The sequence below is a fragment of the Stenotrophomonas sp. YJH_SMC_58 genome (assembly GCF_059369635.1).
Genome location: NZ_JCAFSW010000002.1, coordinates 278995 through 299837, shown reverse-complemented (window position 1 = coordinate 299837; position 20843 = coordinate 278995). Strand labels below are relative to the sequence as shown.

At 67.5% G+C, this 20843-nt stretch carries 14 protein-coding genes; 7 read left to right on the top strand and 7 right to left on the bottom strand.

The features are described from left to right. Positions 1-5: 5 nt before the first annotated feature. Entirely contained in the window at positions 6-725 is a 720-nt protein-coding gene (locus AC5P68_RS03790; protein ID WP_005407947.1) for a response regulator transcription factor, read from the top strand. Next, entirely contained in the window at positions 722-2191 is a 1470-nt protein-coding gene (locus AC5P68_RS03785) for a sensor histidine kinase (RefSeq protein WP_005407948.1), read from the top strand. Before AC5P68_RS03790 ends, AC5P68_RS03785 begins: the two co-directional genes overlap by 4 nt. On the opposite strand, the gene AC5P68_RS03780 is transcribed toward AC5P68_RS03785, so the two are convergent. Both AC5P68_RS03780 and AC5P68_RS03775 read right to left on the bottom strand, forming a co-directional pair. Beyond that, complete coding sequence (locus tag AC5P68_RS03780; protein ID WP_033835411.1) at positions 2188-3534, bottom strand: ATP-binding protein; 1347 nt, start codon at positions 3532-3534, stop codon at positions 2188-2190. The two genes, AC5P68_RS03785 and AC5P68_RS03780, sit on opposite strands and share 4 nt — an antisense overlap. Beyond that, the gene (locus AC5P68_RS03775) at positions 3531-4220 is read right to left on the bottom strand and encodes a winged helix-turn-helix domain-containing protein (protein ID WP_005407950.1); all 690 of its coding nucleotides are present in this window, start codon (positions 4218-4220) and stop codon (positions 3531-3533) included. Before AC5P68_RS03775 ends, AC5P68_RS03780 begins: the two co-directional genes overlap by 4 nt. A gap of 350 nt (positions 4221-4570) precedes the next feature. On the opposite strand from AC5P68_RS03775, the gene asnB reads away from it, so the two are divergent. Further along, positions 4571-6472 carry an asparagine synthase (glutamine-hydrolyzing) gene (asnB, locus tag AC5P68_RS03770; RefSeq protein ID WP_088436423.1) on the top strand — a complete coding sequence of 634 codons (1902 nt, stop codon included), beginning with the start codon at positions 4571-4573 and terminating at the stop codon, positions 6470-6472. Positions 6473-7239: 767 nt separating this feature from the next. Here the strand turns inward: asnB and AC5P68_RS03765 are convergent. Then, positions 7240-7587: a phasin family protein gene (locus AC5P68_RS03765; RefSeq protein ID WP_033835413.1), complete on the bottom strand. Its 348-nt coding sequence runs from the start codon at positions 7585-7587 to the stop codon at positions 7240-7242. Positions 7588-7703: 116 nt separating this feature from the next. Continuing rightward, positions 7704-8066, bottom strand: a complete 363-nt coding sequence (queD, locus tag AC5P68_RS03760) for a 6-carboxytetrahydropterin synthase QueD (protein WP_033835414.1) — start codon at positions 8064-8066, stop codon at positions 7704-7706. Positions 8067-8258: 192 nt separating this feature from the next. On the opposite strand from queD, the gene AC5P68_RS03755 reads away from it, so the two are divergent. Together AC5P68_RS03755 and AC5P68_RS03750 are read left to right on the top strand one after the other, a co-directional pair. After that, positions 8259-10898 carry a TonB-dependent receptor plug domain-containing protein gene (locus tag AC5P68_RS03755; RefSeq protein WP_184013746.1) on the top strand — a complete coding sequence of 880 codons (2640 nt, stop codon included), beginning with the start codon at positions 8259-8261 and terminating at the stop codon, positions 10896-10898. A 74-nt stretch (positions 10899-10972) separates the two neighbouring features. After that, positions 10973-13567: a M14 family zinc carboxypeptidase gene (locus tag AC5P68_RS03750; RefSeq protein WP_414498143.1), complete on the top strand. Its 2595-nt coding sequence runs from the start codon at positions 10973-10975 to the stop codon at positions 13565-13567. A gap of 553 nt (positions 13568-14120) precedes the next feature. On the opposite strand, the gene AC5P68_RS03745 is transcribed toward AC5P68_RS03750, so the two are convergent. Continuing rightward, positions 14121-15536, bottom strand: coding sequence for a DEAD/DEAH box helicase (locus AC5P68_RS03745; protein ID WP_099484941.1), 1416 nt, complete (start codon positions 15534-15536; stop codon positions 14121-14123). Positions 15537-16380: 844 nt separating this feature from the next. On the opposite strand from AC5P68_RS03745, the gene AC5P68_RS03740 reads away from it, so the two are divergent. Together AC5P68_RS03740 and maiA are read left to right on the top strand one after the other, a co-directional pair. Beyond that, positions 16381-17370: a fumarylacetoacetate hydrolase family protein gene (locus AC5P68_RS03740; protein WP_049430901.1), complete on the top strand. Its 990-nt coding sequence runs from the start codon at positions 16381-16383 to the stop codon at positions 17368-17370. Positions 17371-17384: 14 nt separating this feature from the next. After that, positions 17385-18053: a maleylacetoacetate isomerase gene (gene maiA, locus AC5P68_RS03735; RefSeq protein WP_111188257.1), complete on the top strand. Its 669-nt coding sequence runs from the start codon at positions 17385-17387 to the stop codon at positions 18051-18053. 45 nt (positions 18054-18098) lie between these two features. Here maiA and AC5P68_RS03730 read toward each other — a convergent pair whose 3' ends face one another. After that, on the bottom strand, positions 18099-19559 hold the full coding sequence (locus AC5P68_RS03730; protein ID WP_059036186.1) for a UdgX family uracil-DNA binding protein: 1461 nt from the start codon (positions 19557-19559) through the stop codon (positions 18099-18101). After that, positions 19540-20823, bottom strand: a complete 1284-nt coding sequence (locus AC5P68_RS03725) for a putative DNA modification/repair radical SAM protein (RefSeq protein WP_184013749.1) — start codon at positions 20821-20823, stop codon at positions 19540-19542. Before AC5P68_RS03725 ends, AC5P68_RS03730 begins: the two co-directional genes overlap by 20 nt. Positions 20824-20843: the final 20 nt, after the last annotated feature.

Genomic DNA, 20843 nt, shown 5'->3' with positions numbered 1-20843 from the left:
TGCCGATGTCCACCAAACGCGTGCTGATCGTTGAAGACGATGCCCACATCGCCGACCTGCTGCGCATGCATCTGGGCGATGAGGGCTACGACGTCGCCCATGCCGCCAGCGGCGATGCCGGCCTGCGCCTGCTCGAGCAGGAAGGGCCATGGGATGCGCTGGTGCTGGACGTGATGCTGCCCGGCGTGGACGGCCTGCAGGTTTGCCAGCGTGCACGCGCGATGGCGCGCTATGTGCCGATCATCATCATCAGTGCGCGTGGCAGCGAAACGCAGCGCATCGTCGGCCTGGAACTGGGTGCGGATGATTACCTGGCCAAGCCCTTCTCGATGCCGGAACTGGTGGCCCGTGTGCGTGCGCTGCTGCGCCGGGCCGAGGCGATGGCGCAGAGCGCGCGCATCGATGCCGGCGCGATCGAGCTGGGCGGTCTGCAGCTGGATCCGGTCGCGCGTACCGCCTCGGTGGATGGCAACGCACTGGAGCTGACCCCGCGCGAGTTCGACCTGCTGCTGTTCTTCGCCCGTCATCCGGACCAGGTGTTCGCGCGCATGGAACTGCTCAACCAGGTCTGGGGCTACCAGCACGATGGCTACGAGCACACGGTCAACACCCACATCAATCGCCTGCGCAGCAAGATCGAGCCGGACCCGGCCAATCCACGGCGGCTGCTGACGGTGTGGGGCCGTGGCTACAAGCTGGTCGATCCTGCCGGGGCGGCGGCATGATCAAGCCGAACCTGTGGCAGAAGCTGGCGGCGGTGATCGCTGCGCTGATGCTGATGTGCTGCATGGCGTTGCTGGCGCTGCAGATGCGCGCCAACACCCGCCACGAGCAGGAAGTGGTGCAGCGGTTGTCGCTGGGCCTGGCCGAGCACATTGCCCAGCGCAGCGAACTGATGGACACCAGCGGCATGCGTGATGCCGCCGTGCGCGCGCTGTTCGGCCAGCTGATGGCGGTCAACCCCAGCGTCGAGGTCTACCTGCTGGACGACCAGGGCCGCATCCTCGGCCACGATGCGCCGACAGGCCATCTGGTGCGCAACCGGGTGGACGTGGCACCGCTGCGCCGGCTGCTGGCCGGTGCGCCGTTGCCGATCCTGGGCGATGACCCGCGCAGCACGGACGGCCGCAAGGTGTTCAGTGCCGCGCCGCTGATCGTGCAGGGTCGCCAGGCCGGTTATGTGTACGTGGTGCTGGTCGGCGAACACCGTCAGATGCTGTCCGACGACCTTGCCGCCGGCAGCCAGTGGAACACCACGCTGTGGTCGGTGATGCTTGTCGGCAGCCTGGGCCTGCTGGCCGGGTTGGTGGCCTTCTATTGGGTGACGCGCCCGCTGCGGCGGCTGACCCGGCGCATCCAGGCCTTTGACATCGACGCACCCACGCCGTTGCCGCCGCCGGAGCCGCTGCGTCCCGGTGAGCGCGACGAGCTGGTGATCCTCGAACACGCACACGCGCAGATGGCGCAGCGGCTGGGCGAGCAGTGGCAGCAGCTGCGCCAGCAGGACCTGCAGCGCCGCGAGCTGGTCGCCAACATCTCGCACGACCTGCGCACGCCGTTGTCGTCGCTGCACGGCTATCTGGAAACGCTGGCGCTGAAGGACGCCACGCTGTCGCCGGACGAGCGCCGCCGCTACCTCGGTATCGCGCTGGCGCAGAGCGCCAAGGTTGGCCGGCTTGCGCGTGCGCTGTTCGAGCTGGCGCGGCTGGAGCATGGCGAAGTGCGCCTGGAGTGGGAGGTGTTCGCATTGCCGGAGCTGCTGCAGGACGTGCTGCAGAAATTCGAGCTGGCGGCGCAGGCTCGCAACCAGTACCTGCACGCGGACTTCCCGCCCGGCCTGCCGCTGGTGCGCGCCGATCTGGGCCTGGTCGAGCGGGTGCTGACCAACCTGCTCGACAACGCGCTGCGGCATGCGCCCGACGGTGGGCGGATCGAGGTGTGCCTGCGCGCGACGCCGGACAGCGTGGAGGTCAGCGTGGCCGATGATGGACCTGGTGTTGCCCCTGCACTGCGCACGCAGCTGTTCCAGGCACCGGCCGCGCTGGGCGCGCGACGTGGAGAGAACGGCGGGTTGGGCCTGCTGATCGTGCAGCGCATCGTGCAGTTGCACGGCCGCCGCATCGAACTGCGTGACAGCGAGCGCGGCGCGTTGTTCGCGTTTGCGTTGCCGCGTGCGGAACCAGCGGCCTAGCAGGCCGCATCGCACTCGACGGCAGCGCCGCTTTCCAGCGGCAGGTGCAGTCGGATGCAGGCACCACCCAGCTCCGAATCGGTTACTTCGACCAGGCCGCCATGCTTGTCGGCCACCACCTGCACCAGCGCCAGTCCGAGGCCGAAACCGGGGCTGCCCGGATCCAGCCGCACATAGGGTTGCAGCACCTGGCCGCGCAGTTCGGGTGCGATGCCGGGGCCATCGTCCTCCACCTGCAGGCACAGCCAGCCGTCGTTGACCGTGCTGGCGATACGGATCTGCCGCCGCGCATAGCGCAGGGCATTGCCGAGCAGGTTGCGCAGTGCCAGTTCCAGCATGTGCCGGTTGACGTTGACCAGGCCCGCCGGCGACAGCACTTGCTGTACCGGCATCGGCAGCGGTGCGAACTGGGCCACCACGCCACGTACCAGTGCCGCCAGCTGCAGGCGCTGGCGGGTCAGCTGATGGCAGCGGCCGAGCGCGGCGTACTCGACGCCGGCATCGGTGAGGTGCTGCAGCCGATCGACATCAGTGCGCAGGCCGCCCAAGGCATCACGCTGGATCTCGTCCAGCGCGGTGTCCTCCAGGTCGGCCAGGCCGAAACGCATCCGCGCCAGCGGCGTGCGGACTTCGTGCGCCACTGCCTGCGCCAGCACGCGCTGGCTTTCCAGCAGCTGCTGCAGCTGCTCGGCCATGTGATTGAAGGCATTGGCCAGCGGCCGCACCAGCGCAGTGCCGGCGCGCGGCGCGCGGGTATCCAGCTGGCCGTCGCGCATCTGCCGGGCGGCCTGGGCCAGCTGCGAGACGTCGCGCCACAGGCGGTAGACCATCACGTACATCGGCAGCGCCACGGCCACCATCAGGATCAGCAGCAGGATCGCCACGCCTGACACTTCGCTGTCCTGCCAGCCCTCGTCAGGCAGCGCTTCGTCCAACGGCCCGAGCATCACCGCGTAGTCGCTGTCGCCGATCCGCTGCAGGCTGCGCATGTGCTCCAGGTCGATCTGCACCCGGCCGTTGCTGAAGGGGGGGCGCTGGCTGGCCGGCAGCGCCTTCATCGCCTCTGCCAACGGCACCATGCGCAGGGCATAGGCGAAGTCGGCGTCCAGTTCGCGCGCCAGCGTCGGCCACTGCTCGCGCGGGGTTTCGGCGAAGCGGTGCTGCAGCAGGGCATGGGTGCCACGCATTTCGGCCTGCAGTCCGGCTTCGGTGCGGTCTTCCAGCAGCGCATCCCAGGCCCACAGTCCCAGCACGATCAGCAACAGATGGGCAACCAGGAAGCCGATGCCGTAGCGGAGGAAGTGGAAGGCGTGGCCGCGCATCGCCGAGGGCGTACGCTTCATCCCCATGCCGAGCGGCTGAACAGGTAGCCGCGGCCCCGCACGGTCTTGATCCGTTCCGGCTGCTCCGGGTTGTCGCCCAGCTTGCGGCGCAGGCGCGAGATGCGGGCATCGATCGAACGGTCCAGGCCGTCGAAGGCGATCCCGCGCAGGCCGCGCAGCAGCGCATCGCGGTCCAGGATCTGGCCAGCATTGCTCGCCAGCAGGAACAGCAGGTCGAACTCGGCAGTGGTGAGCTCCAGCAGCGCGCCCTGCAGGTGCACGTTGCGGGTGGACGGGTCGATGCTCAGCTCGCCGAAGCGGAGGCTGCCGTCGCGTGGTTCGACCCGGCGGTGGCGGCGCAGGTGGGCGCGCAGGCGGGCCAGCAGCACCCGTGGTTCGATCGGCTTGCCGATGTAATCATCGGCGCCCAGTTCCAGTCCCAGCACCTGGTCGATGTTGTCGGTGCGGGCGGTCAGCACGCAGATGATGCCGTCATAGTGGGGGCGGATCTGCCGACACACTTCGAAACCATCCTGGTCGGGCAGGCCGACATCGAGCAGGACCAGGGCGGGCTTGTCGGCCAGGATCCGGGCCACCGCACGCTCACCGCTGCGCTCGTGGGCCACCTGGTAGCCATGCCGCTGCAGATAGTCGCTGACCATCGTACCCAGGCGGGCATCGTCTTCGACCAGTACGATATCCAGCATTTTCAAGGCCTCCGTGGACGCACACGTACCGCCACGGCACGAGCGCGGCGATGCTATCCCAGCCTTCGGGCCGCCCGGGTCCCGGGAGCGGGCGCCATTCAGCCGGGGTTGCTGGCGCACGGGCCGGGCCTCAGGCCTGGCAACAACTTGGCGTCCAGCATAGCCTGATGCTGTTACAAAACGTTACCTTCGTGATACGCACGGTGACCATCGCTGACAGCAAAGCGACTGACGCAGGGCCGGGGGCGGGCCGAGCATGGAGTCTCCTCCGCTCCGCGTGTCGCTCCCATGTCGCCCGCCGCCGCCTGCCTGCTGAACCCGTCCCGCCGCTGCCGCTGCGGAGGTGCCCGATGAGCGGCGTGGTCGGGGCCTGGCTGCCGCCCGCCGAGGACGAACACCTGCTGCAGCAGCTGGCGCCAATGCTGCGCGCCCTGCAGCAGCGCGGCCGGGGGCGCATCGGCTACTGGACCGACGCCGAGGCCGGCCTGGCGCTGGGCCACTGCCGGGCGCCAACCGATACGCCGTTGCAGCCCCTGAGTTCGGACTGTGGCCGTTACGTGCTGTGCCTGGATGGCCGGTTGTACAACCGGGCCGACCTGCAGTCGCAGCTGCGCGATCTGCCACGCAGCTGCAGCGATGCGCGGCTGCTGCTGCAGGCGATCATCGAATGGGGCGTGGAACGGGCGCTTTCCCGCATCGAGGGCGCGTTCGGTTTCAGCGTATGGGATCGCGAGTCGCGCGAACTGTGGCTGGCCCGCGACCCGGTTGGCGAGCGGCCGCTGTACTACGGCTGGTACCAGGGCCGGTTCCTGTTCGCCTCGGAAATGAAGGCACTCCAGGCCTTTGCCGGTTTCGCCCCGAGCATCGACCAGGATGCGCTGAGCCTGCTGCTGCGCCATGACTACGTGCCGGCACCGCACACCATCTACCGCGGCATCCACAAGCTGGTGGCAGGCGCGATGCTGCGCATCGATCTGAATGACCATGCGGCTGGCGGCTCCAGCCAGGCCGCACAGGGTGGTTCACGCTACTGGTGCGCACGCGATGCGATGCAGAGCGCACTGCAGGAACCGCTGCAGCCGGCGCCGAGCCTCGAGCAGGCGACCGACCAGCTGGAAGCTGTGCTGCAGAAGGCCATCGCCGCACGCATGCATTCGCCGCTGGCCTGCGGCGCGTTCCTGTCCGGCGGCACCGATTCCTCGCTGGTGACGGCGATGATGCAGGCACAGTCGACGCTTCCGATCGAAGCGTGGACGGTTGGCTTCGACGATCCCGGCCATGACGAGAGCGATTGGGCCTCGCAGGTCGCGCGGCATCTGGGCGTGCAACACCACCTGCACCGGATGGACGCGCGACAAGGCCTGGATCTGCTGCAGCGGCTGCCGCAGGTCTGGTGCGAACCGTTCGCCGATGCCTCGCAGCTGCCGACCCTGCTGGCCAGTGAACTGCTGGGCGCGCGCAAGCCGGTGGCCCTCACCGGCGACGGTGGCGATGAACTGTTCTTCGGCCACCCCAGCTATGGCCGCGCGCTGCGCAATGCGCGCCTGTGCGGTGGCCTGCCGGACTGGGTGCGTGATCTGGCGCGGCGCAGCGGCAACCGCATGAATGTCGAGCGCGGCCGCCTGGGCGGCTGGCGCGCACTGGTGGCGGAAGTCGCCGCCAACGACGTGGAAGGTCACTACCTGCAGCGCGTGACGCGCTGGCGGCAGCCGGCGCAGGTGGTGCTGGGTGCACGCGAGCCGATGACGATCTTCCAGCAGCAGGACACGGCGCTGCCGGCCGAGGCCCGCATCCAGCTGCTGGATTTCCGCATGGACCTGGCCGAGGGCATCCTCGCCAAGGTTGATCGTGCGGGCATGGCGGCGGGCGTGGAGACGCGCGCGCCGCTGCTGGACATGGAGGTGGTGCGGTTGGCCTGGCGCCTGCCGCAGCACCTGAAGTACCACGACGGTGAGCACAAGCGGATCCTCAAGCACCTGCTGGCGCGCTACCTGCCCGAGCCGCTGGTGTATCGCCCCAAGCGCGGCTTCGGACCGCCGATGGCGCGCTGGTTGGCGGGCCCGCTGCGCGACTGGGCGGAGGCGTTGCTGGACCCGCAGCTGCTGCGCAACCAGGGCTGCTTCGATGCGGCACGCGTGCGCGGCATCTGGGAAGCGTTCCTGCGTGGCGAACGCAAGTGGCACACGCACCTGTGGAACGTGCTGATGTTCCAGGCGTGGCACCAGCACTGGCACGTCAATCGCGGGCGTTGAGATTCCTTCGCGGTTTGTTCTGCGTGGCGCAGGGCGTAGGCCCTTGCGTACGAATGTCCTCCGGCGCCGGCCGTTGGCCGTCACCTCCCCCTTTACTTCGTACGCAAGGGCCTACGCCCTGCGTTCGGAGTTCGTCGACGCCTCGTTGAAAGGCGCCGCGAGCGCTGCGCTTTTCCTTTCCTGCCGCAAGCCGAGCCTCGTCGGGGCGGGCAGGGGTTTGGGCAAAGTAAAGGAGGAGGTGACGGCCAACGGCCGGCGCCGGGGGACATTTGCCCAGGCCCCTGCCTGTCTCGGCGGGGCCCGTCAGTTCGCGGGGAATCGGGACGAAGACACGCGTGTGGCGGATTCATTCTGCGTGGCGCCGGGCGGATGCCCTTGCGTACGAATGTCCTCCGGCGCCGGCCGTTGGCCGTCACCTCCCCCTTTACTTCGTACGCAAGGGCATCCGCCCGGCGTTCGGAGTTTGTCGGCGCTTCCTTGAAAGGCGGCCGCGCGTGCTGCGCTTTCCTCACCGCACACCGAGCCTCGTCGGGGCGGGCAGGGGTTTGGGCAAAGTAAAGGAGGAGGTGACGGCCAACGGCCGGCGCCGGGGGACATTTGCCCAGGCCCCTGCCTGCCCCGACGGGGCCCTTCAGCTCGCAGAGACGTCGGGCGAAGACGCACTTCGGTATCCAAACGCCAGGCAAAAAAAGACCCGGCAGAGGGAGGGATCTGCCGGGTCCGGATTGCGTGGGGGGAGGGACCCACGCAATGAGCGTTGCGTCGCGTCAGTGGTTGCTCGCGTCCGCCGTTGATTCGTTGTAGCCCTGCACCAGTTCGGACCAGGCCTTGCCGGCCTGCAGGCCGAGACCGACCACGTCCTGATGGGCCTGGCCCAGCCGCTGCAGGTTGTCCTGCCACAGCTGTGCGCCCTTGTTGAGCATCCCGGCCGTGTCGTCACTACGGGCCAGTTCACCCAACCAGCCGCCGGTCGCGGTCAGGTTGCGCTCCATCGCCTTCAGCTGCACGCCGAACATGCTTTCCGCGTTCTCCAACGCCAACCGGTTCGCGCGGGTTGCTGCGGCGGCGAGCTGGCGGGTGGCATCACTGAAGCGATCGCTGAAGGCGGCGGCCATGGGGCATCAGGGAGTGGCTTGATGCATTGCAGCATACGCTCTTGATGCCGCATTGCAACAAAAATAACAAAGGCGCCTAGGGTGCCTTTGAAAAACCTTTCAGATCAATGGGTTGATCAGGCCATCGGGCCCCGGTAGCGGCAGCCGGAGGTGCAGGTTTCGTGCACGGTGATCTCGCTCAGCGCCGGCAGGCTGGGCTTGAGTTCGTTCCAGATCCACACCGCCAGGTTCTCGCTGGTCGGGTTCTCCAGGCCGGGGATGTCATTGAGGTAGTGATGGTCCAGGCGGTCGTATATCGGCTGGAAGGCCGCCTTCACGTCGCCGAAGTCCATGATCCAGCCGGTCTGCGCCCCCGGCTCGCCCTCGACCTTCAGTTCCACCCGGAACGAGTGGCCATGCAGGCGCGCGCACTTGTGCCCCGGCGGCACGTTGGGGAGGCGGTGCGCCGCCTCGAGCATGAAGACTTTGAAGATTTCCATGGCGCGATTGTACGCCGCAGGTGGCCGGCCATCCTGAGCGGATGTTGGGCTTTCGTGAAGTAACTCTTTCCATCCGGATGAAGAGATGATAACTTCTCTTATATCCGTATGAAGAGATGTTATTGGCCGGACCCCGGCCAGGCATGGACTACTGCGGAACTACGTCGCCCTTTCCACCTCCCCCACATCGTCATGCCCAAGCACACCCTGCTCGTGGCGGCCCTGGCCGTCGCTCTGGCCGCGCCTTTGTCCGCCGCCGCCGAAACCTCCGCCGATGCCAGTGGCGAAGCCAGTACCCTGGCCGCCGTGCGCGTCACCGGTTCCAACATCAAGCGCACCGATACCGAGGCCTCCAACCCAGTGCAGGTGATCGGCCGCCAACAGCTGGAACAGACCGGAAAGGCAACCGTGGCCGATGTGCTGCGTTCGATCTCGGCCAACACCGGCAACGCCAGCAACGAAACCACCAACAATGGTTGGGCGTCCGGCTCGGCCGGCATCGGCCTGCGTGGCCTGTCGCAGAAAAACACGCTGGTGCTGCTCAACGGCCGTCGCCTGGCCAACTACGGCTTCCCGGCCGGTGGCCTGTCCGACACCTTCGTCGATCTCAATGCGCTGCCGCTGGTCGCGGTCGAGCGCATTGAGGTGCTCAAGGACGGCGCCTCGGCGGTGTACGGCTCCGACGCCGTGGCCGGCGTGGTCAACATCATCACCCGGCAGAACTTCGAAGGCGCCGAGATCGGCGGCAGCTTCGGCGGTGCCGACCAGGGCGGCCTGCACGAGCAGAACCTGAAGTTCGTCGGCGGCCTGGGTGATCTCGACACCGATGGCTACAACATCCTCTTCAGCCTGCAGGGGTACAACCGCGAGCGCCTGGACCAGGACGAACGCAACCTGACCAGGAGCGGCATCTACACCGACAAGCCGGGTGGCCGCTGGAACGGCTGGTCGGCCAAGGGCGCGCGCTACCTGGTCAACGGCGTCTCGGTGCCGATGCTCGATGCCAACGGTAACTGCCCGACCGGCACCACCCGCGTCGCCAGCGCACCGATCGACGGCCTGGCCGGCGACACCTGCGGCTTCAACCAGGCACCGTTCACCACGCTGATCCCCTCGACCAAGCGCTACCAGGCCTACGCCAACGGTACGTTCCGCCTGAACGACAACGTCGAAGCGTTCGGCGAAGTGCTGTACAGCCAGATCAAGAGTGCCGCGTGGTTCGGCAGCAGCCCGTTCTTCACCCTGGAGAGCGGCCGCTTCGCACTGAACGCAAACAGCGGCCTGGCCGAGCCGGTGTCGTCGCTGCTGCCGGCCAACAATCCGTACAACCCGTACGGCCGCGCGATCCCGATCGAGTACACCTTCTTCGACCTGGGCGGCACGATCAAGACCAACCGTTCCACCGCCTACCGCGGCGTGTTCGGCCTGCGTGGCACCACCGCGTCGTGGGACTGGGAAGTGGCCGCGTTCGGTGCACGCAGCAGCGAGCGCGAGAGCGTGTCCGGTGGCTTCGCCAACCGCTGGGCGCTGGCCGACGCGCTGGCCACGGGCAGCTACAACCTGCTCAACCCGGCGGCCACGCCGCAGTCGGTGCGCGATTCGATCAACATCGCCACGCTGCGTCCGGCCGAATCCAAGCTGCAGGGTATCGATGCGAAGATTTCCGGCAGCCTGGGCCATACCTGGGCCGGCGAGATCGGCTTCGCTGCGGGTGCCGAGTGGCGCCGCGAAAAGCTCGACTCCAACAACCCGTGGCAGATCGATGCCGGCCTGCAGGTGCGCCCGGCCATTGCCGAAGTACACGGCAAGCGCCAGGTCAGTGCGGCCTACGCCGAAGTGAACGTGCCGCTGGCCTCGACGCTGGAGCTGTCCGCCGCCGCGCGCGCTGATCACTACGATGATTTCGGCGATGCGTTCTCGCCGAAGATCGGCCTGCGCTGGCAGCCGCTGGATGTCCTGCTGGTGCGTGCGTCGGCGTCGAAGGGCTTCCGTGCGCCGTCGCTGTCGGAAAACTCCAACAGCACCAGCATCGCCTACGGCAGCGTGGTCGACCCGCGTGATCCGGACGTGCCGGGCTCGCGCCAGAACCCGACCTTCTTCACCGTCGGCAACAACGAACTGAAGCCCGAGCGCACCAAGAGCGTGAACTTCGGTGTGGTGCTGTCGCCGTGGGCCAACACCAACCTGAGCGTGGACTACTACCGCATCCAGCTGGACAACCTGGTCGGCACCAACAACACCCAGACCCTGGTCAACGACAACGTGGCCGGCGCCGTGCAGCGCGATGAGCGCGGCAAGCTGCAGGCGGTCTACAACCGCTACCAGAACCTGAGCGAGCTGAAGACCTCGGGCATCGATGTCGAGCTGCGCCAGCGCATCCCGACCGCGGCGCTGGGTGATTTCACCGTGTCCTCGGCCTACACCCACGTGCGCGACTACCGTCGCCCGACCGTGGTCGGTGGGCCGCTGGTCGACTACGCCGGCAGCAACCTGGGCGCGACCCTGCCCAAGGACAAGGCCACCACCACGCTGGACTGGAAGTACGGTGATTTCAACGCAGCCGTGACCTGGTACTACACCAGCAGCTACCGCCAGGAGGCCAGCACCGCCGCCAAAGCCGTGCAGCAGCGCGTCGGCAGCTACAGCCAGTACGACCTGTACCTGGCCTACACCGGCATCGACAAGCTGACCGTGTATGCCAAGGTGCAGAACCTGGCCGACAAGACGCCGCCGTACGACGCCTCGTTCCCGGGCATCCGCGCGCCGTACGACTTCAGCCAGTACGACCTGCGTGGCCGCTACTTCACGCTGGGCTTCGATTACCGCTTCTGATCCATCCGCCGCGGTCGGTCACCTGAGGGGACCGGCCGCGCGATCGTCTGCCGTTGTGTTCCAGGGGAGTCACCGTGTCCTTGCATCGCCGTGCCGTTCTTCCGTTGCTGCTTGCCGCCGCCACCGCCCTGTCCTCGCCGCAGCCGGCGCGGGCACAGAGCGCGTACTTCTTTCCGCAGGTCACCGACGCAGCGGCGTTCGATGCAGCGGTGCCGACGCCGGAGCAGTTCCTCGGCTACCCGATCGGCAGCCGTTACACCCGGCACGACCAGCTGGTGGCGTACTTCCAGGAACTGGCGAAACGCTCGGACAAGATCAACGTGCGCGAGATCGGCCGCAGCTATGAAGGCCGCCCGCTGTTGATCGCCACCGTCACCGCTGCAGGCAATCATGCGCGGCTGGAACAGATCCGCCAGCAGCACGCGACCCTGGCCGATCCGGCGCAGCCGCGCAGCGCCGCCGGTGACAGCCCGGTGGTGGTGTGGCTGGGCTACAGCGTCCACGGCAACGAGACCTCCAGTGCCGAGGCAGCGATGCTGACGGCGTACTACCTGGTGGCCAACCGCAGCGCAGAAACCCAGCAATGGCTGCAGCAGGCGGTGGTGCTGTTCGATCCGGCGCAGAATCCGGATGGTCGTGACCGTGCTGCCAACTGGCACAACGCCTGGGCGTCCGCCCCAGCTTCTGCCGACCCCGCCGACAAGGAACACGTCGAGCCGTTCCCGCAGGGTCGTACCAACCACTACTTCACCGATCTCAACCGCGACTGGCTGGCCCTGACCCAGCAGGACTCACGGCCGAAGGTGGAGGTGTTCCACCAGTGGTACCCGAACGTGCAGATCGACTTCCACGAAATGAGCAAGGACAGCACCTACTACTTCGAGCCCTCGCCGAAGAGCATGCACAGTCCGCTGATTCCGGCGGCGTCGTATGAATTCAACAAGACCCTCGCCAAGTACCACGCGCAGGCGCTGGATGCGCTGGGGTCGCTGTACTACACCGGCGAGAATTTCGACAACTTCTCGCCGGTGTACGGTTCCACCTATCCGGACTTCCATGGCGCTGTCGGCGTTACCGTCGAGCAGGCCAGCTCGCGCGGCCGCGTGCAGGAATCGGTGAATGGCCTGCTGACCTTTCCCTTCACCATCCGCAACCAGGTCGCCACCGGGCTGGGCACGGTGCGTGGCGCGGTGACCGAGCGCAGCGGCCTGTTCGACCTGCAGAAGCAGTTCTTCCAGAGCGCGCTGAAGCAGGCTGCGCAGCAGCCGGTGAAGAGCTTCGTGTTCGGCGACGCGCATGATCCGGCACTGACCCGGCGCCTGCTGGAACTGCTGCTGCTGCACCGGATCGAAGTGCGCGCACTGGACCGTGCAGTCACTGTCGATGGGCAGCGCTTCGATGCCGGCAGCGCCTACGTGGTGCCGGTGCAGCAGGCGCAGTTCCGCCTGGTGCATTCGATCTTTGCCGAGACGCCGCCGATCAAGGGTGATGTGTTCTACGGCAGCACCAGCTATGCGATCGCACCGGCCTACGGCGTGGCCTTTGCGGGCAGCCGCAGCCGTATCGAAGGCGGCGCACGCGTGGCCGCGCTGCCGTTGGAGCGGGGCGCGGTGCTGGGCGGCGAGGCCGGATTCGCCTACGCCATCGACTGGCGCGACTACAACGCCGGGCGCGCGCTGGCCGCGCTGCATGGCAAGGGCGTGAATGCACGCGCGGCATTCCAGCCGTTCACCACCGCGACCGCGCAGGGCGACATCAGCTTCGCCGCCGGCAGCCTGGTCATTCCGGTTGCCGGGCAATCGCTGCAGGGCGCGGCGCTGCTCGAGACAGTGACATCGGCCGCGCGCGAGGCGGACGTACAGGTCCACGCGCTGTCCAGCGGCCGCAGCCGCGAAGGCATCGACCTCGGCAGTGACGGCGTCAAGGCGCTGCGCAAGCCTGCGGTGGCACTGGTGATGGGCGAGGGCGTGGCCGCCACCGAAATCGGATCGGCGTGGTTCCTGCTCGACCAGCAGCTGCAGTTGCCGGCCAGCAAGCTGGATCCGCAGCAGCTGGGCAAGGTACCGCTGGACCGCTACACCACGATCGTGCTGTCCGGTGGCACCTACACGGGCGTCGATGCCACGGCGGTGGCTGCACTGAAGCGCTGGGTGCAGGGCGGAGGTTCACTGGTGACCTACGGCAGTGCCTCGAAGTGGGCGATCGAGCAGAAGCTGGCCGACGGCGAAAAGCTCGGCAAGGAAGAAGAGGCTGCTGATGCAAGTCGCCGCGCGTTTGGCGACCAGCGCGACATCGCTGCGATCGAGCGGGTCAGCGGCAACATTCTCAGTGCCGACGTGGATACCAGCCATCCGCTGGCATTCGGCGTGCCGCGCCGGCAGCTGGCGATCAACAAGGAGAACACGGTGACGCTGCAGCCGAGCGCGAACCCGTTCTCCACGGTGGTGCGCATCGACACGCCGCCGCGGGTGAACGGCTACCTGTCCGAGCGTAACCGCACGCGGGTGGCGGGTAGTGCGTGGCTGCTGGTGTCGGCGCAGGGGCAGGGCAACGTGGTGCTGTTTGCCGATGACCCGGCGCACCGCAAGTACTGGCACGGAACGGACCGACTGCTGATCAACGCGATCTTCTTCGGGAATCTGGTGAATCCGGCGAAAGCGCGGGGTTGAGGTGTTTGGCGCCGAGTTTCTGTTGTGCTTGGGAGGCAGGGGGCCTCAGCCAGGACGCGCCGTAAACCCATCCATGGGGGCTCGATGGCGCCATCCTTGGCGCCAACGGTCCTGGCTGAGGCCCCCTGCCTCCCATGACAGTTTCCTGCGGGCGCGGACGCATCAGACCCCAAGGCGGGAGCAAGGGCAAAAGCAAAAGCAAAAGCAAAAGCAAAAGCAAAGCCAGGAATTGCGACTTCGGCTTTTGCCTTTGAATTTGAATTTGAATTTGATCTTTCTTCTCCCGGCTACCCGGCGGGAGAAGAAGGCGCAGGCAATGCTTGAAGCGGATGGGCATGGGGGCAGCGCAGAACCGTTGGCGCCATGGATGGCGCCATCGAGCTTACATGGACGTATTTACAGCGTGTTCTGCGCTGCCCCCATGCCCATTCGCCCTCGGTACTGCCACCGCGTGCTTTATCACCCGGTAGCCCGCAACAAAAAAGGACGGCGCGTCAGCGCCGTCCCTCGATAGCCCCCGCGCAGCGGGAAGCACCCTCCATGTCAGCTGGGATCAGCCGGCGCGACCGCCGCCGTTGCCACCCTGGCCACGACCGCGGCCGCCACCATTGCCGCCACCACCACGGCGCTGGCCCTGGCCGGCACCTGCACGCTGCTGGCCATTGCCACCGCCTTCGCGGCGGCCACCGCCGGCCTTCTTCGGGCCTGCGTGCGCGTGGCGCGGCGCATCACCGTGCGGACGGCGCGCATGGCTCTTGCGCGGTGCGCGCTCGCCGGTATCGTGCTCGGCCTTGCCCGGCGCACTGTTGCCCCAGCGGATCGGCACCTGCAGCTCGAAGCCCGGCACATCGCGGATGTCCATGTCGCGGCCCAGCAGGCGCACGATCGCACGCAGCAGCTTCACTTCATCCTGTGCCACCAGCGAAATCGCCTGGCCGGTCGCGCCGTTGCGGCCGGTACGGCCGATGCGGTGCACGTAGTCCTCGGCCACCATCGGCAGGTCGAAGTTGATCACCTTCGGCAGCTCGTTGATGTCGATGCCGCGCGCAGCGATATCGGTGGCCACCAGCACGGTCACGCGGCCGGCCTTGAAGTCGCCCAGCGCACGCAGGCGCTGGCCCTGGCTCTTGTTGCCGTGGATCGCCGCGGTCTTGATGCCCGACTTTTCCAGGAACGAGGCCAGTTTGTCGCTGCCGTGCTTGGTGCGGGCGAACACCAGGGTCTGCTCGCGGCTGTCCTGTGCCAGCAGGTGCAGCAGCAGGTCGCGCTTGCGACCGGCATCGACCGGGTGCACGCGGTGGGTGATGGTTTCGGCCACGGTGTTCTTCGGCGTCACCTGGATCTGTTCCGGGTTGCGCATGAACTCCAGCGCCAGCTGCCGGATGTTGTCCTCGAAGGTGGCCGAGAACAGCAGGGTCTGCCGGTTCTGCTTCGGCAGCTTGGCCAGGATGCGCTTGATCGACGGCAGGAAGCCCATGTCGAGCATGCGGTCGGCTTCGTCCAGCACCAGCAGTTCAATGCCGGACAGGTCGATGCTGCGACGCTCCAGGTGGTCGATCAGGCGGCCCGGGCAGGCCACCAGCAGGTCCACGCCACGGCGCAGGATATCCAGCTGGTTGCCCATGCCGACGCCGCCGTAGATACAGGCGCTGGGAATGCGCAGGTACTTGCTGTAGCCGCGCAGGCTGTCGTGCACCTGGGTGGCCAGTTCGCGGGTCGGGGCCAGGATCAGCGCGCGCGGCTTGCGCGGGCCGCTGCGCACTTCCTGCGAGGCGGTGCCGAGGTGCTGCAGCAGCGGCAGGCCGAAGGCGGCGGTCTTGCCGGTGCCGGTCTGTGCGCCGGCCAGCAGGTCACGACCGGCCAGTGCCAGCGGGATCGCCTGCTGCTGGATCGGGGTCGGGTTTTCGTAGCCCTGCTCGGCAAGCGCACGCAGCAGGAAGGGCGCCAGGCCCAGCGATTCAAAAGACATTGAGTTTGCTCCAAGTACAAGAAACGCCTGTCCGAACGGACAGACGGGGGCAGATCAAACTGATCGGCTGACTCGGAGCGTTCCCGTGAACCGCGCTGCGAGAATTGGGTGCAGCCGGCACGAAGCGCAGGCTGGAATGCGTGACGAACGGCGTCGGAGTGGGGGCGGGCGAAGAGGGCGGACCCTGGTCGCCGGCGATCCCGGAGGGAAACGGACGGCCGCTGCAGACCGCGCAAGTCTAAACGATGTTTGAGACTTCACGCAAAAAGACCTGTTCAGGTAGGGGGTTCTCTGCAGGGCTGCGCCCTGCACCCCGCAGAGGCTGAAGCAACGTCAAAGGCCGGGTTCCTGTGGGAGGCGGGGTGGGTCCGGTGGCAGGGGGCGCTGCAAGTACGTCCATGTAGCTCGGTCGCCGCATCCATGCGGCTCACGCCCCTGTCACCGGACCCACCCCGCCTTCGACAGTTTTCCGCGATCTGTCGAATCTCATTCGATCAATTTCGGTGTCTGACGGATCTCGACGATGAATGATGTGGATGTTCGATCAGTCATTGGGAACCTGTCGGGGGTGGGGCGGTGTGGGTGGGCAGGACCGTTGGCGCCATGGATGGCGCCATCGAGCCCCCAGGGATGGGTTTACGGCGTGTCCTGCCCACTCACACCTCCCCGCCATCCCACGGAATGCAGGCTTTTGACGTTGCCGTTGCTTCTGCAGGTGCAGGGCTGCAAGCCCTGCCGAACCCCCCACTACGGTAGGGTGGGCCGATGCCGCGCTGCAGCTTGGCGCCGCCGCAGATTTGATTACACTTGAAACTTGTTTGCCCACGACTCCGGACACCCACCCATGAAGCTTGGTTCTTTGAAGGAAGGCGGCCGCGACGGCACCCTGATCGTCGTCTCGCGTGACCTGCGCCACGGCGTGCGCGCCACCGGCATTGCCGCCACCCTGCAGCAGGCTCTGGAAGACTGGAGCCACATCGCGCCGCGCCTGAACGCCCTGTACGAATCGCTCAATGCCGGCGACGCCGACGGTGTGTTCGACCTCGACCCGCAGGCCCTGGCCGCGCCGATGCCGCGCGCCTATGAATTCGTCGACGGCAGTGCCTACCTGCCGCACGTCGAGCGCGTGCGCCGCGCCCGTGGCGCCGAGGTGCCGGAGAGCTTCTACACCGATCCGCTGATGTACCAGGCCACCAGTGCCGGCTTCTACGGCCCGCGCGATGCGGTCAAGGTGGTCAGCGAGGAGTACGGTATCGACCTGGAAGCGGAGATCGTGGTGATCACCGACGACGTGCCGATGGCGGCCACCCCGGAACAGGCGGCGGGCCACATCCAGCTGGTCGGCCTGGTCAACGATGTGTCGCTGCGCAACCTGATTCCGGGCGAGCTGGCCAAGGGCTTCGGCTTCCTGCAGTCCAAGCCGCGCTCGGCGCTGTCGCCGGTGTTCGTCACCCCCGACGAACTGGGCGCTGCGTGGCAGGACAGCAAGGTGCACCTGCCGCTGCTGACCCACATCAACGGCCAGTGGTTCGGTGCGCCGGAAGCAGGCGTGGACATGCAGTTCAATTTCGCCCAGTTGGTCGCGCATGCGGCCAAGACCCGTCCGTTGGGCGCCGGCACCATCGTCGGCTCGGGCACCATCGCCAATGAAGACACCAGCAAGGGTGCCTCGTGCTTCGCCGAGCAGCGCGTGGTCGAAACCCTGCGCGACGGCAAGCCGAGCACGCCGTTCATGTCCTTCGGCGACGTGGTCCGCATCGAGATGCTCGATGCCGCCGGTAACAGCATTTTCGGTGCGATCGAGCAGCGCATCGAACAGGCCGCCAGGCCCTGAGCATGGAGGCGGCCATGGAGGTTCCGGTCGACGACGGCATCGTGCTGTACACCTACTGGCGATCCAGCGCCGCCTACCGCGTGCGCATCGGCCTGGAGCTGAAGGGCCTGGCCTGGGAGGCCCGGCCGGTGCATCTGGTGCGCGACGGCGGCGAACAACACCTCGACGCCTATCGCAGGCTCAATCCGCAGCAGCTGGTGCCGACGCTGCTGCACGAAGGGCATGCGCTGACCCAGTCGCTGGCGATCGTCGAGTACCTGGACGAGCGCTTCCCGCAGGTGCCGCTGCTGCCGGCCGATGCCGCCGGCCGTGCGCGGGTGCGGGCACTGGCCCAGCTGGTGGCCTGCGACATCCACCCGATCAACAACCTGCGGGTGATGCAGTACCTGGAGCGCGACCTGCAGCTGCCGGCCGACGCCCGTATGCAGTGGACCCTGCACTGGATGGCCGAGGGCTTCGCGGCAATGGAGGCGATGCTGGCCAACAGCCGCGACACCGGCACCTTCTGCCACGGTGACCGCCCCGGGCTGGCCGACCTCTGCCTGCTGCCGCAGCTGTACAACGCCCATCGTTTCGGCCTGGACCTTGCGCCGTACCCGACCCTTCGCCGCATCGAGGCCGCCTGCCAGGCGCTGGACGCCTTCGACCGCGCGCGCCCGGAAAACCAGCCCGACGCAGCCTGAAAGTAGAGGGGACGGAGGGGATCAAGTCGCAAGTGCATTCACGACTTAATCCCCTCCGTCCCCTTTTTGCAGCAGTTGCGCGAGATCATCGCGGAACAGTGCATAGGCCCGTTCGCGGCGCGCGCCATCGCCTTGCCGCAGCACCCACGCCGGGTGCACGGTGGCGTAGCCGCGGGTGCCTTCCTCCAGCGTGTGCCACCGTCCACGGTCGCGCGACAGATTGAAATCACGGCCAAATACCGAGGCTGCCGCGGTTGCGCCCAGGCAGACGATGAGCTGCGGCCGCACGCGCGCAATCTCGCCCATCAGCCACGGCCGGCAGGCCTGGATGTGGCGGCTTTCCGGCCGCTTGTGCAGCCGCACCTTGCCACGCCGCTCATGGTGGAAGTGCTTCACCGCGTTGGTCAGGTACAGCGTGGCGCGATCGATTCCCAGCTCGGCCAATGCGCGGTCCAGCAACTGGCCGGCAGGGCCGGCGAACGGCTGGCCGCGCAGATCCTCGGTATCGCCAGGCTGCTCGCCGATCACCATCACCCGCGCATCGGCCGGCCCCTGGCCGAACACCGTCTGTGTGGCGGTCTCCCACAGCGGGCACTGGCGGCAGGCGCTGGCCTGCTGTCGCAGCGTCTGCAGGCTGGCGGTATCTGGGCGCGCTGCCGCAGCGTCCCCACGCATGGGAATCCTGCGCTGGGGTGCCTGCGCGGGCCGGTCATGCATTTCCTGCACGCGATCGCCCGCATCGCGCACCAGGCGCGGCAGCAGCTGCGCCTCGGGCAGGTGGCGCCAGTATCTGGCCGGCATCTCCTGCATCATCATCCGGGTGTTGAGCCGGGCCGGATTGAAGATGCTGGCGTAATAGGTCTGCCACAGGGCCTCGCGCGCATCCTCGGCCGGGGCGTCCTCGCGGCGTGCGCCGGGGCCGAAGGTCAGCGCCTGTCCATCCCACGCCACGCTGCGCGAAGGAGTGAGGATGGCCCAGCGCATGCCGGTGAAGCGGCGTGCGAAGAACGGCGCGACCCGGTCGACGATGTGGTGCTGTGGCTCGAACCAGGCGATGAACGCATCAGGTTGGCCAGGCACCTCGCGGAAGCGCACGAATGCCTTCATCTTGTGCGTGTCACGGCGGACGGCCTGGGCCAATGTCATCGCACGCAGCACATCGGCATCGGCGGGATTGGTCAGCACCGCGCGTTCGCCATGGGTGATCCGCCACAGCAGCCGGTACAGCAGTGACAGGCGCTGCGGTTCGCCATGGCACAGGCAGGTGTCGGCCAGTTCCAGGAATTCGCGCGGGACGCCGGGAACGCTTGCCTGTGCCGCCACCGGTGCCTGCTGCACCGGCGGCGCATCCAGCAGCGAAGCCTCGCCGCCTTCGAGCCAGTCCAATTGCTCGGGCCGCACGCCCCGCAGCAGCGCATCACGCGCGCCGTCGCGCCAGGCCTGCAGCGACCACGGCGGATCCACCCGCTGCGACCAGCGCGGCGCGTCAGGCTGCCGGCGGTGCATCGAACAGTGATCCCTGGCGCGGCGGCGGGGCCAGTTGTGCTCGCAGCGCGGCCGGGTCATCCAATGCCTTGCGCGGGTGATGGTCGGCCAACAGCACGAACGGTAGCAGTTTGCTCATCGGCGCCTTCAGGCGGGCGATGTCCGCCACGCGCAGGCGCCCGTGCCGGCGCGCCATCAGCACGCGCTCTGCATTGCGCACGCCCAGGCCGGGCACCCGCAGCAGCAATTCCTTCGGTGCACGGTTCAGATCGACCGGGAAGCGTTCGGGATGGCGGATCGCCCAGGCCATCTTCGGATCGATGTCCAGATCGAGCATTCCGCCCTGGGTGGTGTCGGTGATCTCGTCCACGCCGTAGCCATAGAAGCGCAACAGCCAGTCGGCCTGGTACAGCCGGTGCTCGCGTTGCAGGGGTGGGGGCTGCAGCGGCAGCTGCCGGCTGGCATCGGGAATCGGGCTGAACGCGGAGTAGTAGACCCGGCGCATCCGGTAACTGCCGTACAGGCTGTCGGCGCTGGCCAGGATCTGCTGGTCGTTGGCCCCGTCCGCGCCGACGATCATCTGCGTGCTCTGCCCGGCCGGGGCGAAACGGGGAGGGCGCGGGCGTGCGCTGCGGCTGGCCGTCGGCGCCACCGCTGCGGGGGCCTTGCGCGCCTCCTTGGCTTCCTCGATGCGCCAACGCAGTTCGCCCATCGCGCCGCGTATCGAGTGCACCGTCTTCTCCGGCGCCAAGGCACTCAGCCCGGCTTCGGTGGGCAGTTCGACGTTGATCGACAGGCGGTCGGCGTAACGCCCGGCGCTGGCCAGCAGTTCCGGCGAGGCCTCGGGAATGGTCTTGAGGTGGATGTAGCCGGCGTAGCGGTGTTCTTCGCGCAGTTGCCGGGCCACCTCCACCATCTGCTCCATGGTGTAGTCCGCATTGCGGATGATGCCGCTGGAGAGGAACAGGCCCTCGATGTAGTTGCGCTTGTAGAAGTCCAGGGTGAGCGTGACCACCTCGTCCACGCTGAAGCGCGCGCGTGGCACATTGCTGGACACGCGATTGACGCAATAGGCGCAGTCGTAGACGCAGAAGTTGGTCAGCAGGATCTTCAGCAGCGATACGCAGCGGCCATCGGGCGTATAGCTGTGGCAGATGCCCATGCCCTCGGTGCTGCCGATACCGCCGCTGGCGCGCGAATCGCGCTTGCCCGAGCCGCTGGAGGCGCAGGAGGCGTCGTATTTGGCGGCATCGGCCAGAATGGCCAGCTTGCGGATGGTTTCCATTGAGGAAACCTACGGATGAG